Origin of the sequence: Algoriphagus aquimarinus (genome assembly GCF_900112005.1) — a bacterium.
GTDB lineage: Bacteria > Bacteroidota > Bacteroidia > Cytophagales > Cyclobacteriaceae > Algoriphagus > Algoriphagus aquimarinus.
The window spans coordinates 67,225-83,974 of sequence record NZ_FOKK01000013.1 but is presented as its reverse complement, the minus strand read 5'-3'; the positions used below and the strand labels follow the sequence as shown (position 1 = coordinate 83,974).

Sequence of the window (16,750 nt, the reverse complement as noted above, 5' to 3'; positions counted from 1 at the left end):
CTTTTTTGTTTTACTTGACCTCTACGCTCGTAGTGTTATCGTCTGGAATTCGATCAATGAGTTTATTGTAAGGATCGATGCCTGCTTTGGACGGCTCGCCTTTCACCCGTATGGTCAGAGTCGTTTCGCCAGGCGAAATTTTGTATTTCTGAACATATAATGGGTTCACCCGATCTTTTCCATTTTCATCTTGATCATCTGCTGCGAAGACTCCAATATCTATGTAATCTCCTTCGTATTTGGCATCAGATTCTTGTCCAGCCGAATCGGCATAAAGCTTCTGTGACTTTAATTTGAGAGTCACATCATATTCGCCTTCAGAGATTTTGGTGGCGGTAGCTTCCTCTACTTTATTGTCATAAAGTGTGATTTTGTTCCACGTATCATCCAAGTAGTATTTTAAACTATCAGGTGTATGAGCATCCAAATGCCGATATAAGTCAGTACTTCCAGGAAATGGTGGCGTAAGCTTCAAGCCAAACTCAGCATTGAAATTATACAGGGCGCTATCTATCGCTTCTGCTCCAATCAAATCCCTCAACCCGTATAAAATCAAGCTTCCCTTTTGGTACCATTGGTAGGAGCGATTGGTGTTGATGAAGAGATTTTCTTTTTTACTCTCACTGGATCTTCCTCGTAGATATCCGTCAAGTTCATCTTTCAGGAAGCGCTTCATATTCTCTTTACCGTATTTTCTTTCCGTAAGAACCAAGGCTGAATATTCCGCCAAAGCTTCTGAGATCAAATTGGATCCACGCGTATAATTTGGTGTAATCTGATGGCCCCACCACTGATGCGCAAGCTCGTGAGCCGTTACATAATACACATAGTCAAAGCTATTTGGATCGGAGAAATCAGCTACCCAACCAAAGTCCTCGCTAAAGGGAACGGTATTCGGAAATGACTGAGCAAAACCTGCATAGCGTGGAAATTCCAAGATTCTCATTTGTTTGTACTGAAAAGGACCAAAGGTCTCTGAATAGTATATGAGTCCATCTTTATAGGATTGTACAAAGCGATCTAGGTTGTATTCATGGCCTTTTTGATAATAGATCTCTATATCAATTTCCTGCCCATTAGGCAAAGAGGCTTTGTCCTTTAGGATTTCATATTCGGCAGAAAGCACAGAGAAAAATGCCTGAATCGGAGTATCCTGTACGTAGTGGAAATACCGTCGATCGTCTTCAATCCACTCTTTTTGAAGATATCCTGGTGCCACAGCAATTTGACTTGGGATGGTACTTACAGTGGCTTCAAATTGGATAAAATCAGCTTCATCTGAGAATAAGAGGGTTCTTCGTCCATAAGGATCATCATGTGGAGGCAGGTCTTCCGGCTTTTCTGGGAGCTCATATTCTCTTCGTTTTTCATCACTATCCATTTCATTTCCTGATGAATAACCTATTTCAGGCATGCCTCCAGCTAGGAATGTGCCGTTGTAAACCAACTCCCTACCGAAACCTGAATTTGGGAAATCATCGTTGATCATTTTGCTTTTGATGACTAACTCCAGCGTATCACCAGGCATCATCGTTCTGGGAAGTGCAGTGATCTTGTACCATTCCCTATTTTCTTTTTTGCCAAAAATCTGAAACTTGGCGGGCTCATATACTAGTGGGAATCGATAAGGTAATTCTGAATCCCTATACAAAACTTCAAAGGATGTCAAACCCGTGCTATTAAAGTGAATGGAGTCTATTGGTACATCAGTCTTATTTACCAACTCTACTTGGGCTTCGAAGTAGGCATCTCTTTCCAGTGGGTAAAGATCAGCTTTGAGATTGACTTTGGTGACTTTTGGCTGAGGCAAAAATTCATACTGTTTCAGTTGCTTCTCATAGGCTACCTGTCTCAGTTCTCCTTCCTTGGAAGTCTGATAGGAATTGACATATACGGTAGAATTGTAGATATATGCTCCCGTTACAATTGCTACCAGCAGAAATGCATAAGAAACTAGTGCGGTCTTTTTGCCTAGTTTTTTACCTGCTGTTCTGAATCTGCTTTTCACTGAATTCTCCGTGCCACGGCTGAAGAAAATACTGAAGAATAAGATCAGGAAGATTCCAAAAGCGGTCCAATACAGATTGAACCAGAATAGTGGCTCTCCGAAATGGCCCAATCCATTCATGTCGCTCCATCGATATCCCGGCTTATAGGAGAAAAAGAAAAGATTGAAATCATAATTGGCAAAATCCCGCAGAATGATAATTAACATCCAAACTCCAATCGCTGCGGCATGTCCTGCGAATTTGTTGTTTACGACAAGATGCACGGCAAATACCAGCATGACCATTTGTAGGTAATCAGGAAGAGAAATGAGGTAGCTATCTACCAAATAAATCCCAAGATTATAGTCAAAATAGCCTTTCAGTGTCTGTATGATGATGCCAACAATAATTGGAAGGGTAGTCAAGAGTAGACAAACAAACGCCATCCCTGAAAACTTGGAGGCGATCACAGTTCCGTCTTTCACGGGGAAAGTATCATTGATGACTGAATACCCCGAAGCCTTATCTCTGTGGAGTGTTTCTCCTGTGAAAAACACGATGATGATGAAGACAAAGAGATTGTAATCAAAGGTCTTGTACTCCATCAGAAAGGCGGTGGAAGGAAAGTTCGGGACACTGTACAGTGTGTTTCCGATCCAAAAATCCAGTATCAAAAAGACCATTCCGCCTAATAGAATAGACCTGAAGTACACGTCTTTGATAATATTTTGCACTTCAATCTTCGTGAGCGTGAGGAAGCTATTCCACTGGTAATTTCCTGCAAAACTTGCTTTGGAAATTACCTGAGAAAGGTTTGGTACAAAGGTCTTCTCTACCTCTTTTTTAGATTTTTTCTGGACAGTTTTGAAGAAATAGCTAAAGCTGAATCTAAAATAAGCTGCAAGAAATAAGGCCAGACCTATACCTGACCATAATAGTCTGTTGAGAAGCAGATTTCCAGCCAATGGCAGAATGAAATTATTCTGCTCAAATGGCGTCAAATAACGAGTTTGGTAATCGAAAGTATTCAGCCCAAAAGGGTCTAGGAGCTGTACGAGATCTTTGTTTTCTATATCTCTTGCCAGGAAATTAGCCAGTAAATAGGCAATGAATACAACAATTCCGCCCGAGTAAATCGATTTGATATTTCTCGTGAAAACGATTAGCGCAAAGAATAGTGTTGCTGCAAACCATAAGTTCGGGAGCGTCAATGTCAGCCAAGGCTGAAGATAGTTCATCAGTTCATTGGGTCCGTAGCGTAAAGCATCAGTGCCGAAAGTAGGGCCGAGTAAACTTCCCAGGAAGATCCCAAACAAACTCCCCAAAGAGATAAATAGTAAGGTGACAAAGGAGCCCCAAAATCTACCCATGAAATAGGCGAATTTGGAAATGGGATAACTGAATAAAAATGTCCCTGTTTTGTGCTCTAGGTCTCGGTAAAGGGGAACTCCCATGACCGCAGAGGCTATCAAGATCCCAAACAGAGAAATCAAAAGCTGTAGGTTAGCGATGACTATGGGGGCATTGTGAAAAACTTTTTCGGAAGCAGGAGTATTTCCGAACCCGATCAGTAGCATAGCTACGACCAGCAATAGTCCAAAGTAGATATAAGTAGCCGGTCGACTAAACCGGTATCTCAGTTCAAAAATGAAGATGTCTAAAAACATATCAGAAACCTTAGATCGTAATAGGGTCTACTTTCTTCGAAATATTACTGAAGTACACATCTTCCAGATCTGCGGGAACTGCCTCAAAACCATTTGCAGGATCAGTATCAGCTTGAATTCGCAAGCTCAGCCGTCCTTCTATAAGTTTGGTAGAGATCACTTGGTAGTCATTTCTATAACTTTCGAGTTCGTCTTTGTTGATGGCTTTTTTGTAGATTTTTCCCTGTACCGTAGCGATTCCCTCCTTTGGTTTGCATTGCATCAGTACTTCGCCTTGGCAGATGATGGCCATGTTGGAGCAGAGCGTATTGACATCTTCTACGATATGTGTAGATAGAATCACAATGGTATTTTCTCCTATTTCCGAGAGCAAATTGTAGAATCTGTTTCTCTCAGAAGGGTCAAGTCCAGCAGTAGGTTCGTCCACAATGATAAGCGAAGGACTGCCTACTAGAGCCTGAGCAATTCCAAAACGCTGGCGCATTCCTCCTGAAAAAGTACCAAGCCCTTTTTTACGGTCTTTGAAGAGATTTACTTTGTGTAGCAAGCTCTCTACTAAGACCTTTCTCTCAGATTTCTTGCCTATTCCTTTCATCTGCGCAATGTGATCCAGCATCACTTCTGCGTTGATTCGAGGATATAAACCAAAATCCTGAGGCAAATAACCAAGCCGTTCTCTTACAGTTTGCTTGTCTTCTAGGACATTAATGTCATCAAGCATAATACTTCCGCTGTCGACATCTTGTAGTGTTGCGATGGTACGCATAAGGGTGGATTTGCCGGCTCCGTTTGGTCCGAGCAAGCCGAACATTCCTTGAGGAACACTCAGTGACACATCATTCAAAGCTCTAACTCCGTTCGGATAGGTCTTTGATAGATTACTAATCTTTAATTCCATAGTGATGATGTTTTGGTGGAATCGCACCTTCTCAGGCCAAAAAATCGCCGTGCACAGAAGGAGCAACGAGTAAAAATTAAATCTTAGATCATAAGCCTAAGATTTTCAGAAATTGCTGTTTGGTTCAATTCTGAAAAAGCACAGGTTTTGATCAGGTTCAATATAAGTAATTGATTACAAAATGGTTGGGTAATTTCTCAAAAATCAATTTTACCGCTGATCAAAGAATTACTTTGACTCAGAATTATGAGATGGCTATTTCGAGGATTTAGCCACAAAAGATTTAATTTAACGCTCCACTTTTCCTTAGTCTTATGAAATCGAACATGCCGAAAACGTCAAACACTAGGATGATTATTAACCATGTGAGATTCCATGTGGACTTTAAAAGAAAATATAAACACATGAAAAAAGTTTATTTAATTCTGATTTTGTGCTTATTCTCCACTTTGGGATTTTCAACCGAATTGGTACAAACTATCCAAACCTATCAGGCCGATTATGGCACCTTAAGGAGGCTGTATTCCAACGCATTTTCTAAGGAGTATTTTTCCAGAATACAACACTTCAATCAGGAATATCTGACCAATCTCGGAAAGTTGAATTACGGCTCTTTGTCTGAAGATGGGAAAATCGATTATGTGCTTTTCCGAAATTATCTGGAGAAAGAATTGGCTGAGCTGGCGATAGAAAAAACTTCTTTCGATGAGGTCGCAGGAGTTTTGGTTTTTGCTAAGCCACTTGAAGAGTTTTATCAGGGAAGGCGCAGAGCTGTGAAACCAGAGCCTCAACAACTCGCTGCCACTTGGAATGAGGTAGCAAAGCAAGTTGACTTACAATTGAAAAATCTTGCTTCAACCCCAAAATATACGAGCTGGCAGAAAGCGGATCTAGCGGCGAGTGCAGTAGAAGCTATGAGTAGAACGACGGGTGAAGCCTATAGTTATTATTTTGACTATGACCCGATGTTTACTTGGTGGATGCCAGAGCCCTGGAAGAAACTCGATGCGAGTATGAAATCCTATGCAAAAGGACTTCGTGAGCATTATACCAATTCTGTGAAAGACGATGGAAGTGGAATTATAGGTAGGCCGATTGGAAGAGCTGCTTTAGAAAAGCAACTGGCATTTGAGATGATTGCTTATAGTCCTGAGGAATTGATTGCTGAAGCTGAAAAGCAATTTGCTTGGTGTGAGAGAGAAATGCTTAAAGCATCGAATGAATTAGGTTTTGGTGATGATTGGAAAGCTGCGCTGGAAATGGTGAAGGAAACTTATTTGCCAGCTGGAGAATGGCCTGCAGAAGTAATCCGTTTGGCTGAGGAGGCTACTGCCTACGTGGAGGACAATGACTTGATTACGGTACCGCCTTTGGCAAAGGAATCCTGGAGAACGATCATGATCTCAGCCGAGCGCCAACGAGTTAGCCCTTTCTTTCTGGGAGGAGAAGTAATTCAGATTGCTTACCCTACTTCTGAGATGAGCCATGAGGATAAAATGATGAGTATGCGTGGGAATAATCCGCATTTCTCCAGAGCTACTGTGCAGCATGAGTTGATTCCAGGGCATCATTTGCAGCAGTTTATGAACCAGCGGAATATGACTCATCGCCGTATGTTTGGAACACCGTTTTGGACTGAAGGCTGGGCGTTATATTGGGAATTTGTTCTTTGGGACAAAGGCTTCCCAAGAGATGCTAAGGATAAGGTAGGAATGCTTTTCTGGAGAATGCATCGCTGTGCTCGGATCATTTTTTCACTGAGCTATCATCTGGAAAATATGACTCCACAGGAATCCATAGACTTGCTAGTAGACAAGGTTGGTCATGAGCGTGCAAATGCTGAAGCGGAAGTTCGCCGGTCTTTTGAAGGAAGCTACGGGCCATTGTATCAGATTGCTTATATGATTGGCGCATTGGAAATCTATGCGATGCGTGAGGAAATGGTAGATTCAGGTAAGATGACAGAGAAAGAATACCATGATCTGATTATGAGCCAAAACGCAATGCCGATAGAAATCCTTCGCGCTAAAGTCACGGGTCAACCATTGAAGAAAGATCACAAAACGAGTTGGAGGTTTTTGGACTAGATACAATCCAGCTCAACTAAATTAATTTCTTTTTGCTTTTGTCGGTAAAAAACGAAAAAAAGGAGTCCGAAAACCGGACTCCTTTTTTATATAAACCAATAATCAAAATTACTTTTTAGTACCATCCTTAAGCTTGATAACGATCACTCCATTTTTGGCATTTTCACCGAAAGCATTCACAGCGGCTTTATCTTTTAGGACATTGATACTTTCGATATTATCAGAGTCTATCGCATTAAGATCCGTTATTTGTTTCATGCCATCTTTGGTGTCCAGGTAATATAGAGGCTGTGCTGATGCACTCGTGCCAGCCACTTGCACTGATACTTTTGGGCTTGAAGAAGATATGGATTGAGTAGCTACCCTATTTGGTATTCCCACTCTAACTTTTGTTGATGGATAGCCTAATACTGGTTTTGTGGTGTTTAGTGAATTCATGCCATAACCAGTCACGCTAACGCCATTTACTGTGAGTACGCTTGGGGTCTGCAAAATTTCTTGTTGCTCTGGACTAAGTTCATTCTTGATAGATACGATAGTGCTAAGCTGTTGCTTTTTCAATGAGTTTTCCAGCGCCAGTACCTCATCCATCTGCTTTTGAATAATCGTCTCATTTATTTTAGATTCATCCAAAAGAAATTTTAGCTTTTCTGTAGCATCATCCAGAGCCCACTTCATGATGCTGAATTTTCCTGCGTTTTCGCTGTGTATAGTAACTATTTTTTTTACTTGAGCTTCGGTAAGTTTAAGCTCCTTTCGTCTATCCATCACTTTGTCTGCAGAGTATAGATTTTTCTGAAAGATATCTTGCCCATTAGCGAAGCCCGCTGACAGCACAAGGTATAGGAAGATTATTTTTTTCATTTTCAATGAGTTTAATATTCAGTCAATAAAGAAGCGGTGGGCGATTCCCAGGTGTCCAGAAATGTGCTCTCTTCTATTGTGAAATGTTGGTTTTGATTCTCATCTTCCTGTAGGGTGATGATCACTACTTCAGGAGATACAGGTTCGATTGGCTCAGGTTTTTGGATGAATAGAAAGGCAAATGCCATGGATGCGGCAATCCCAGTTGGAATCCAAAAACTGAATTTCCTTGTCTTGACTTCTGGAAAAGCTGGGATTTCTAACTGTTCATCCTGCTTTTTCATCTGGTCAAAAAACCGTTCTAGTTGTTCGTTATTTTCCATATTCTTCCTGGATTTGAACTTTCGTAATTAATTCTTTGAGTTTCTTCTTCCCGCGATCGTAATGTGTTCTCGCAGTTCCTAGGCCGATTTGGAGAATCTCGGCACTTTGAGCGATGGTCATCTGATGATAAAAAACCATCAAAATCACTTCGCGTTGCATCTCAGGAAGTAGCTTGATAATTTCCTCGTAGTTAGTCCCATCCACTTCCTCTATGATTTCAATAGGATCGTACGAATCCATGAGTGAAACCACTTTTCCAGCCTTTCTTAGCTCATCTATCGCGGTATATCTGATGATAGAAAAAAGCCAAGTTTTTGCTTTTGATGCATCCTTAAGCTTAGCTTGTCCTTCTAATATCTTCAAGTATGACTGCTGAAGTACATCCTTGGCCATTTCATCCTCAAATGAGCAACATTGCCTAGCCCAAAGGTATGCATCCCTGTGGTGGGCTTTTAAGATATGATCAAGCTGGCTGCGATTCATTTACATAGGTTAGTCGGGGAACTACTCCAATATATGACATAGGGAATTGAAAAATTTTAAAAATATAAGATTGAAAAATTTCGTGCAGTAATCTTTCAATCTTTCACTTTTCCAATTTTGGAATCTTTAATTCTAAACAAGTACGCTAGTGTGAACTCCAAATTGGTAGAGCTCATATCGAAAACACGCTCTTGTCCCTCAGGATTGGTGAAGTCGTAAGCGAATCTAACTTCTCCAGTCAAGGTGCTTTTGCCAAAAAGTTTGGAAATCCCTGCTCCTGCGGTGAGGCCATACATGATTTTCCTAGGTTTGTCATTAGCGCCCCCATAGGTAGGGATTTCTAAAGGTGTGGCGTCTGAAAATTCTCGTCTGATGTCTTTCGCTTGGAGCATATAGCCCAGATGTGGCCCTGCCTTAATTTGAAATCTTCCTGATCTTCCTAAGAAAAAACTAGAGAGGATTGGGACTTTTAAGTAATCAAATTGAGTCTCATTTGTAAGGATAGGATCTACATCCACATCTTCAATTTGACTGAATCCTATTCTTAAAAATTGAAGATTTATCTCTATTCCGGCATTTTTTGAATTAAAATGCTCAAATACCAGGGCAAATGTCGGCGCCCCGATTCCAGCTACAGATGCTACTCTGTTGGAAGGTGTGGCTCGATAAGAATAGGTAGAGGTTGCATATCCCCCACGGATTCCGACGCTTGTCTGAGCCAATGCTACAAAGGAGGCTAACATGTAAATACCCGTAAGGAAAATTCTATTCATACTCAAAAGTAAAGAATTATAGATTTGGTCGGAGTTTATTTTGAATTGAATGTTAGTTTCCATATTCAACAGGTAATGATTTATAAGCTAGTATACTTTGGTCAGAGATGTATACTACTAAAAGGCAATCAAAGAAAAAGAGCTCCACTTTGGGAGCTCTTCTAGTAATTATTCAGAACTAATGAATTTAGGATTTCTTCTCTTTTTCATCAGATTTCAAATCATCCCGATCTTTTAACTTCTTATCCTCTACATTCTTATTGAGAAACTCGTTGATTTTATCAATAGAAAAGGAAGAAGAAATCTCACCAAAGGAATTAATGTCCATTTTGAAGCCGTTCAAGTCTTCATGAACCTTCGGGTCTTCGTTTTTCTTTTTCTTCTTAGTCATAGCTTACGTTTTTAGCCGATTACTTCTAGAGAAGCTAACGCAAATCTGATACGCTTGGCCACTTCTTCAGTCCCTAAAATAGCAAAAATCTCCATCAAATCAGGGCCAACACCTACTCCAGTAATGGCAAGTCGCACAGCCTGCATCACTTTTCCTAATTTTATTTCTTTTGCTTCAGCGGTTTCACCCAGCATAGCTTTTGCCTTTTCAGCATCATATGCTCCAGTATATCCTTCTAATAACTCTGCATAAGCTGTTAAAACAGTAACAGCATCGGCATTCCATCTTTTACTTGCGATAGCTTCATCGAATTCAGCAGGGGATGTCACTACGAATTTACATTCTTGCCATAGATCTGCTGGGAAAGTCACACGCTCTTTTGTAAGAGAAACAATGGCTTCGGCGGTTTCTGGTAGGATAGTGATTCCATCTGCGGAAGCACCAGAGATTACATACTCAGCTAATTCTGGATTAGACTTGGCTCGTAGGTATTGCTCGTTATACCATTTAGCTTTCGCAATGTCGAACTTGGTACCTGACTTGCCGATTCTTTCCACGGAGAAAGCTTTGATCAATTCTTCCAAAGAAAAAATCTCACGCTCATCACCCGGATTCCAGCCAAGGAATGACAAGAAATTCAAGAATGCATCAGGCAAATATCCTTGCTCACGGAACCCTGCAGCAGTTTCGCCATTCTCTTTATTTTCCCAGTTGATAGGGAAAACAGGGAACCCTAGCTTATCACCATCACGCTTGGAAAGTTTTCCATTTCCGTCAGGCTTCAGAAGCAACGGTAAGTGAGCAAATTCAGGCATGGTATCTTCCCAGCCAAAATACTTGTATAGCAATACGTGCAAAGGAGCAGATGGAAGCCATTCTTCTCCACGAATAACATGTGTGATATTCATAAGATGATCATCCACGATATTCGCCAAGTGGTAAGTAGGCATCCCGTCAGATTTCATCAACACTTTATCATCCAGTGTGGAGGTATGTACCATCACCCAGCCGCGGATCATATCATTTAGGCGAACTTCCTCATTGCGAGGGATTTTCACACGAATCACATAAGGTTCTCCAGCAGCTAGTTTTGCCTTTACTTCATCCTCCGAAAGCGTCAATGAATTCTTCATCTGCGTTCGGGTGATGTTATTGTATTGAGGTTGAACCACTCGCGCAGCTTCCAATCGCTCACGCATGGCTTCTAACTCCTCTGAGGTATCAAAAGCATAGTAAGCATGTCCAGCTTCAACCAAGTCAAGTGCATATTGCATGTAACTAGGCTTTCGCTCAGACTGGCGATAAGGACCACAGTCACCAGGATTCCATGGACTTTCGTCAGGAGATATTCCCAGCCAAGCCAAAGACTCCTGAATGTACTCTTCAGCACCTGGTACAAAACGAGTTTGATCAGTATCCTCTATTCTGAGGAGGAACTTGCCACCCATTTTTTTGGCAAAAAGGTAATTATATAGTGCGGTTCTTACGCCGCCGATATGCAATGGCCCCGTAGGTGATGGAGCGAATCTTACGCGAACTTCTTTACTCATGGATTTCTATGTCTATGCCTTTGAATCATCGATTTTTGGGCATGGGTTGATTTTTTTATCAGGGGGCAAAGATAGGGAATTGTTCCCGTATGGTGGGATTTCTAATAGAAAGTAAGGAAGTAGAACACTTCTTTAAAAAACTGAAATGATAAGGAAGACATAAAAGCGTAAGAATAAACGAGCGTGTTTCTGATTTACTACTGTTCTAATTTTCTGGAGAAAATTTTATGCGCACCATAGATCACAAAACCCAGGGCAGTCCAAAGTGCCATGTCGGTGATTTCTTCTAGTTGTGTGCTACTGAGTAGCCAGATGGTTGCGGCAATTCCTGCGATGGCGAGTGGTATTCCGAACTTTACTTTATAATAATCGGCGTTTGGCTGGCTTTTTCGCAAGCGAATCAGCGATCCACAAACCAATAGGTAAATCAGTAACCGGGCGATGACTGAGATTGCCAAGGAACCCATAAAGTCCCATACCGTGGCAACGATAATAATTAATACTGCGAAGAATAAAACCGCCACCGTAGGCGTGCGGAATCGAGGATGAATGAAGGAAAATATCTTTGGGAATTGCTGTGATTCACTGAGTGCAAAAGGCAACCTTGACCCGCTTAGAATCTGTACATTCAGCGTTCCTAGGATGGATACAATTGCACCTATTGTAATGAATAATCCACCTCCATAACCCATCACGCGAGTTGCAGCGTCAGCAAGTGGCTTGTCAGATGTAGCCAAATCAGGGAGAGTTCCGATGGCTACCACTTGAATCAGCACATAGAAAACCGTAATTATAAGCGCTCCTGTCATCAGGGCAAAAGGAAGGTTTTTGCGAGGATTTTCCACCTCGCCAGAAATCACCAAACCTGCTTCAAATCCACCAAAAGCAAAAATCAACAGTAGAGCCGTATTTGCAAACTCAGGCATGGGTGGCGGAGCACTGAAGTCAAATGCTTCCTGATTTAGAAAGAAAAGGCCTATCACTATAAATAGTGTCAAAGGCACCAATTTCGATATAGTTAGAATGTTTGTGGTTTTGGTTGAGTCTTTGATTCCAAGCAAGTTGATGCCTGTCAAAACTCCTGTGATCCCTACAATCATCAAAATCCTCATCCATTCCTCCTGGAAGATTGGAGAGAAAAATGCCATGTAAATCACCAGCAGGTTGATCAGCGTAGCATAGCTAAAAAGTCTTGTGAGCATCAAAATCCATCCTACAGCAAAGGCTGGAATGGCACCAAAAGCTTCCTTTATATAGAGGTACGGCCCACCAGTTTTATCAAAGCGTGAACTTACTTCCATAAAAACCAAGATAAGAACCAGCATTACCACTGCACAAACTCCAAAAGCAAGTAAGGAATAGGGACCTGACAGGGCGAAAGCTTTAGCAGGAAGCCCAAAAATCCCTGCTCCAATCACAGAGTTAATAATCAGAAAAACCAGATCCCATTTTCGGATCCCTCGCTTTAACATTTGATGGATTTGGATGAATGAAGTCTTAAAGTATGGAGAAAAATCAATTGTAGATGTGGAAATTCAATTTTCAAGTCTAAAAGTTGATCATCGGTAGGATGGAATTATTTAGCAGAAATGTAGATTTTTAGTCCATTTTCGGTTAGCTCAGTGCGATAAATTTCCAAATTCCCACATGAACCTATTTTCACTTCACCTGTCTTCATATCAAACCTGTATTCATGCAGTGGACAAATGATTTCTCCTTCCTTAGTAAGTGATCCCTCAAACAAGGATGTGCCGCGATGTGGACAGTTGGCTTGGAAGGCATGGAATAGTTCACCGGAGCGTACCAAAGCTATTGTTTTGTCATCTAAGTTGATTTTATGGATTGCCTTCTCATAAATCATTTCCAAAACTTGGCTGTTCGAATTACCTAGTGTAAATGTTTTCATCTTAGAAAATCTTATCTATTTAAAAGGATATCAAGCCGTAACATAAAGAAACCATTGGTTTTCTGCCGAATCTTGCTCAATTTAATAGGTGAATTAACTCCTCAACACCATGAAAGCAACACTTCTTTTTTTTGTAGCCCTATTCTTCTTCAGTTTGGTCGATGCTCAAAGCTTAGACGGAGCGTGGAAACTGACGCACCAAGATGGACAAGAAGTGAAAGACATCGAATACATCAAAATATATCAAGATGATTATTTCGCTTTTGGAGCTAAGCAAGTAGCTGACAACCACTTTATAAGTGCAGGTGGTGGCCCATTTTCTTATGATGATGGGAAATATATGGAAACCTTAGATTTCTTTACGTTGGATCCTTTCCAAGTAGGCACTTCCAACAAGTACAACTTAGACTGGGTAAACGACAAAATGGTAATTTCCTCAGAAATCAATGGGAAAATGCTCGTGGAAATTTGGGAAAAAGTATCTGACGAGAAAGATGACCTAACTAGAAACTGGGTTATTACTGGTAGAAAAAGAGATGGTGAAATTTCCAGATCGACACCCGGAGCTCGGAGAACGGTAAAAATCCTCAGTGGTGGTAGATTTCAATGGATTGCTTTTAACTCAGAGACAAAAGAATTCTCTGGAACTGGAGGAGGAACTTACACTGCTAAAGATGGGAAATACATCGAAAACATCACCTTCTTCTCTCGTGATGATAGCCGAGTAGGAGCTAGCCTAGATTTCAAGTATGAGGTGATCGATGGAGAATGGCATCACACTGGACTAAGCTCCAAAGGCGATCCGATCTATGAGATTTGGACTCCTTATGCGATTGGGTATAAAGGAAAGTAAGAAGGGTAAAGTGAAAAACTTGAAAACAAAAAAAAAGGAGCCTTTTGAGCTCCTTTCCTATTTCTTATGCTTCTACAGCGTATAAATCTTTCAATTTCCCGACTGTATAATCAACTTCTTCTATTGTATTAAATCGGCTAAATGAGAATCTTACTGCGTCTCGCTCTGGCGTATGATTGATTGCTCTTAGCACGTGGGAACCAACTGTAGCTCCAGAACTGCAAGCTGATCCTCCAGAGGCTGATACGCCTTCTAAGTCAAGATTGAAAAGCAACATGCCACTATTTGCTTCAGAAGGAGGTAAGCTCACACTCAAAACAGTGTAAAGACTTTTATCCATATCAGCAGAAAGTCCATTAAATCCTACACCTGGGATCTCCTGAGTAAGACTTTGGAAAAAATGCTTTTTGATTGCTTCTACATGAGTTTGATGCTCAGCCATGTCTTCATAGGCGATTTCCAAAGCTTTCGCAATGCCGATAATCCCTATAACATTCTCTGTACCACCACGCATATTTCTTTCCTGCGCTCCGCCGTGAATCAATGGGTGGATTTTCTTATCCTTTTTCACATATAGAAACCCAGAACCTTTCGGGCCGTGAAATTTATGTCCACCAGCGACTATGGCATCCACAGGAAGGGATTTCATGTCATGAATATAATGCCCCATGGTTTGGACAGTATCAGAATGGAAAAATGCTCCGTATTCTTTTGCAAGAGCTCCGATGTGATTTAGATCATTCAAGTTTCCGATCTCATTGTTTGCATGCATCAGAGACACTAGGCTTTTTGGATTAGCTTTCAGTAATTCCTCCAACTGATTCATATCCAATTCACCTTTTTCATTCACATCGAGAATGCTAAGTTTGATATGCCCTTTTTTTGCACACATTTCTAGCGTGTGTAGCACAGCATGATGTTCTAGTGGGGAAGTGATCGCATGAGTGATTCCATGACTTTCGATTCCACAAACTATCGCAGTGTTATCTGCTTCGGTTCCACCTGAGGTGAAGAAAATTTCTGCTGGGGTAGCATTTATCAACTCAGCCACCTTCTTCCGTGATCTCTCAATTGCCGTTCGTACTTCCCTGCCGAAACTGTGGACAGACGAAGGGTTGCCGTAATGATTTCTCATAAATGGAATCATGGCATCGATCACACGATCGTCCATGGCGGTAGTGGCGGCGTTATCTAAATAAACTTTCATGGCACTCTTTATTGGGTTGTATATTCTTTCAGCCTAAGGCTTAAATCATCGAAGCGTTTACCACTTCTTTGATGTCTTGCATTAGTTTTTTGGCTAGATGCTCAGCTGTAGCTTCTGACTCAGATTCGGAGTAAATCCGTATAATCGGCTCCGTATTTGACTTGCGTAAATGTACCCATTCCTTTTCAAATTCGATTTTTACACCGTCTATATCGTTGATTGGGTGACTTTTATACTTGTTTTTGATTTCAAGCAAAATATTATCCACGTCAATCTCAGGAGTGAGTTCTATTTTATTTTTTGAAATATGGTAGCTAGGATAAGTCGCTCTTAATCTGGAGATGCTTTTACCGTAGTTGGCTAGATGTGTCAAAAACAACCCTATTCCCACCAAAGCATCACGGCCGTAATGAGAAGCTGGGTAAATAATTCCGCCGTTACCCTCACCACCGATTACTGCATCCACAGCTTTCATCTGATTGACTACATTGACCTCTCCCACAGCTGAAGCGGTATATACTCCCGCTCTTTTTTCCGTCACATCGCGAAGTGCACGAGTAGAGCTTAGGTTTGAAACAGTATTTCCTGGAGTCTTCGAAAGCACATAATCTGCTACAGCAACCAAGGTATATTCTTCGCCGAAAGTGGATCCATCTTCATTGATGAAAGCCAAACGATCCACATCAGGATCTACCACGATTCCTAAATCGTAATTTCCTTTCTCTAATTTCTGAGAAATATCTCTTAGATTTTCTGGAAGGGGCTCAGGATTGTGAGGGAAATGACCATCAGGAGTACAGTACATTTCTTCAATTTCAGTTACTCCTAAAGCTCTTAAAAGCATAGGTACTGCAATTCCGCCTGTGGAATTTACTCCATCCACAACAACTTTGAAGTTTCTGGCTTTAATCGCTTCAACATCTACCAATTCCAAATTCAACACATGCTGAATATGGCGTTCGATGTAGTCATTTATTTGAGTGTAACTGCCCAGCTTTTTGACTTCTGCGAAAGAAAAGTCCTCATTCTCAGCCTTCTCTAATATGTCCTTTCCCTCAGCATCAGATATAAATTCACCTTTTGCATTTAAGAGTTTTAGAGCATTCCATTGAATTGGATTGTGACTTGCCGTAAGGATAATTCCACCTCCAGCTTTTTCCAAAGGAACAGCAAATTCTACAGTAGGAGTAGTACTCAAGCCTAGGTCGATCACATGGATTCCCATGCCTTGCAGCGTAGCGGATACCAATCCAGAGACCATTTCACCCGAGATACGAGCATCTCTACCAATGATTACTTTAGGATTGTTTGTTTGCTCTAGTACCCAAGCTCCGTAAGCCGAAGCAAACTTGACAATATCAATGGGAGTTAATCCATCGCCGGCCTTACCGCCGATGGTACCTCTGATTCCAGAGATTGATTTTATTAGCGACACTTAAAATTAATAATTAGGTGAAAAACAGATAATTCCAGTCGAATGATAGGAATACTATTACTTGAATTTAGCGAGGACTTTGTCAACTTCGTTGTCAGGGTTTCCACATTCGGCTTCGCCGTCCATGGTCTTTCCACAAAACCCACAGGTAGCGCCTTCTTTATTTAAGAAGGGACTTTGTGAAGCACAAGTGCCCTTGAATTCGCCGTTTTTGAGGAATAGAAGCCTTACCGACATCAAAATGAAGAATAGAGCAACAAAACCAAGTGTAAGAAATACGGTTGTCATAACGGATAAATTTGCGCAAATTTAAGGCTTTACTTT

15 protein-coding genes are annotated in these 16,750 nt (G+C 41.1%); 2 read left to right on the top strand and 13 right to left on the bottom strand.

All coding sequences use genetic code 11. The annotated features are described in order from the left end of the window. Nucleotides 1–10: 10 nt before the first annotated feature. Nucleotides 11–3,655 carry an ABC transporter permease/M1 family aminopeptidase gene (locus BM291_RS15980; protein WP_092899235.1) on the bottom strand — a complete coding sequence of 1,215 codons (3,645 nt, stop codon included), beginning with the start codon at nt 3,653–3,655 and terminating at the stop codon, nt 11–13. Between the two features lie 10 nt (nt 3,656–3,665). Next, nucleotides 3,666–4,553, bottom strand: a complete 888-nt coding sequence (locus tag BM291_RS15975; protein WP_092899233.1) for an ABC transporter ATP-binding protein — start codon at nt 4,551–4,553, stop codon at nt 3,666–3,668. A gap of 404 nt (nt 4,554–4,957) precedes the next feature. Between BM291_RS15975 and BM291_RS15970 the strand changes: the two genes are divergently transcribed. Continuing rightward, nucleotides 4,958–6,640 (top strand): DUF885 family protein, encoded by a 1,683-nt coding sequence (locus BM291_RS15970; RefSeq protein ID WP_092899231.1) that lies wholly within the window; start codon nt 4,958–4,960, stop codon nt 6,638–6,640. A gap of 108 nt (nt 6,641–6,748) precedes the next feature. Here BM291_RS15970 and BM291_RS15965 read toward each other — a convergent pair whose 3' ends face one another. The 8 genes from BM291_RS15965 to BM291_RS15930 form a co-directional block, all read right to left on the bottom strand. After that, entirely contained in the window at nt 6,749–7,504 is a 756-nt protein-coding gene (locus tag BM291_RS15965) for a TonB-dependent receptor plug domain-containing protein (RefSeq protein ID WP_092899229.1), read from the bottom strand. A gap of 11 nt (nt 7,505–7,515) precedes the next feature. Then, nucleotides 7,516–7,827 carry a hypothetical protein gene (locus tag BM291_RS15960; protein WP_092899228.1) on the bottom strand — a complete coding sequence of 104 codons (312 nt, stop codon included), beginning with the start codon at nt 7,825–7,827 and terminating at the stop codon, nt 7,516–7,518. After that, nucleotides 7,817–8,311, bottom strand: a complete 495-nt coding sequence (locus BM291_RS15955; RefSeq protein WP_092899226.1) for an RNA polymerase sigma factor — start codon at nt 8,309–8,311, stop codon at nt 7,817–7,819. The genes BM291_RS15960 and BM291_RS15955 overlap by 11 nt, the downstream gene beginning before the upstream one ends. A gap of 95 nt (nt 8,312–8,406) precedes the next feature. Then, on the bottom strand, nt 8,407–9,084 hold the full coding sequence (locus BM291_RS15950; RefSeq protein WP_092899317.1) for an outer membrane beta-barrel protein: 678 nt from the start codon (nt 9,082–9,084) through the stop codon (nt 8,407–8,409). 187 nt (nt 9,085–9,271) lie between these two features. Continuing rightward, on the bottom strand, nt 9,272–9,475 hold the full coding sequence (locus BM291_RS15945; RefSeq protein ID WP_092899224.1) for a hypothetical protein: 204 nt from the start codon (nt 9,473–9,475) through the stop codon (nt 9,272–9,274). Nucleotides 9,476–9,486: 11 nt separating this feature from the next. Beyond that, nucleotides 9,487–11,025 carry a glutamate--tRNA ligase gene (gene gltX, locus BM291_RS15940; RefSeq protein ID WP_092899222.1) on the bottom strand — a complete coding sequence of 513 codons (1,539 nt, stop codon included), beginning with the start codon at nt 11,023–11,025 and terminating at the stop codon, nt 9,487–9,489. A gap of 197 nt (nt 11,026–11,222) precedes the next feature. Beyond that, entirely contained in the window at nt 11,223–12,497 is a 1,275-nt protein-coding gene (locus BM291_RS15935) for an APC family permease (protein ID WP_092899220.1), read from the bottom strand. A gap of 104 nt (nt 12,498–12,601) precedes the next feature. Then, a complete protein-coding gene (locus BM291_RS15930; RefSeq protein WP_092899218.1) occupies nt 12,602–12,931 on the bottom strand; it encodes a Rieske (2Fe-2S) protein in 330 nt (109 codons plus the stop codon). Between the two features lie 109 nt (nt 12,932–13,040). Here BM291_RS15930 and BM291_RS15925 point away from each other — a divergent pair, with 109 nt between their 5' ends. Further along, nucleotides 13,041–13,784 (top strand): hypothetical protein, encoded by a 744-nt coding sequence (locus BM291_RS15925; protein WP_092899216.1) that lies wholly within the window; start codon nt 13,041–13,043, stop codon nt 13,782–13,784. 64 nt (nt 13,785–13,848) lie between these two features. On the opposite strand, the gene BM291_RS15920 is transcribed toward BM291_RS15925, so the two are convergent. The 3 genes from BM291_RS15920 to BM291_RS15910 are packed head-to-tail and all read right to left on the bottom strand — an operon-like array spanning nt 13,849 to nt 16,714. Next, nucleotides 13,849–14,991, bottom strand: coding sequence for a cysteine desulfurase family protein (locus BM291_RS15920; protein ID WP_092899214.1), 1,143 nt, complete (start codon nt 14,989–14,991; stop codon nt 13,849–13,851). 40 nt (nt 14,992–15,031) lie between these two features. Then, on the bottom strand, nt 15,032–16,426 hold the full coding sequence (gene glmM, locus BM291_RS15915; protein WP_092899212.1) for a phosphoglucosamine mutase: 1,395 nt from the start codon (nt 16,424–16,426) through the stop codon (nt 15,032–15,034). A gap of 57 nt (nt 16,427–16,483) precedes the next feature. After that, nucleotides 16,484–16,714 carry a hypothetical protein gene (locus tag BM291_RS15910; RefSeq protein WP_092899210.1) on the bottom strand — a complete coding sequence of 77 codons (231 nt, stop codon included), beginning with the start codon at nt 16,712–16,714 and terminating at the stop codon, nt 16,484–16,486. Between the last annotated feature and the right edge of the window lie 36 nt (nt 16,715–16,750).

What these genes read in the sequence shown, in the direction of transcription:
- BM291_RS15970 (WP_092899231.1), top strand. Translation starts at nt 4,958, where the DNA reads ATGAAAAAAGTTTATTTAATTCTGATTTTGTGCTTATTCTCCACTTTG.
- BM291_RS15980 (WP_092899235.1), bottom strand. Translation starts at nt 3,655, where the DNA reads ATGTTTTTAGACATCTTCATTTTTGAACTGAGATACCGGTTTAGTCGA.
- BM291_RS15955 (WP_092899226.1), bottom strand. Translation starts at nt 8,311, where the DNA reads ATGAATCGCAGCCAGCTTGATCATATCTTAAAAGCCCACCACAGGGAT.
- BM291_RS15910 (WP_092899210.1), bottom strand. Translation starts at nt 16,714, where the DNA reads ATGACAACCGTATTTCTTACACTTGGTTTTGTTGCTCTATTCTTCATT.
- BM291_RS15945 (WP_092899224.1), bottom strand. Translation starts at nt 9,475, where the DNA reads ATGACTAAGAAGAAAAAGAAAAACGAAGACCCGAAGGTTCATGAAGAC.
- BM291_RS15925 (WP_092899216.1), top strand. Translation starts at nt 13,041, where the DNA reads ATGAAAGCAACACTTCTTTTTTTTGTAGCCCTATTCTTCTTCAGTTTG.
- gltX (WP_092899222.1), bottom strand. Translation starts at nt 11,025, where the DNA reads ATGAGTAAAGAAGTTCGCGTAAGATTCGCTCCATCACCTACGGGGCCA.
- BM291_RS15965 (WP_092899229.1), bottom strand. Translation starts at nt 7,504, where the DNA reads ATGAAAAAAATAATCTTCCTATACCTTGTGCTGTCAGCGGGCTTCGCT.
- BM291_RS15960 (WP_092899228.1), bottom strand. Translation starts at nt 7,827, where the DNA reads ATGGAAAATAACGAACAACTAGAACGGTTTTTTGACCAGATGAAAAAG.
- BM291_RS15930 (WP_092899218.1), bottom strand. Translation starts at nt 12,931, where the DNA reads ATGAAAACATTTACACTAGGTAATTCGAACAGCCAAGTTTTGGAAATG.
- BM291_RS15975 (WP_092899233.1), bottom strand. Translation starts at nt 4,553, where the DNA reads ATGGAATTAAAGATTAGTAATCTATCAAAGACCTATCCGAACGGAGTT.
- BM291_RS15950 (WP_092899317.1), bottom strand. Translation starts at nt 9,084, where the DNA reads ATGAATAGAATTTTCCTTACGGGTATTTACATGTTAGCCTCCTTTGTA.
- BM291_RS15920 (WP_092899214.1), bottom strand. Translation starts at nt 14,991, where the DNA reads ATGAAAGTTTATTTAGATAACGCCGCCACTACCGCCATGGACGATCGT.
- BM291_RS15935 (WP_092899220.1), bottom strand. Translation starts at nt 12,497, where the DNA reads ATGTTAAAGCGAGGGATCCGAAAATGGGATCTGGTTTTTCTGATTATT.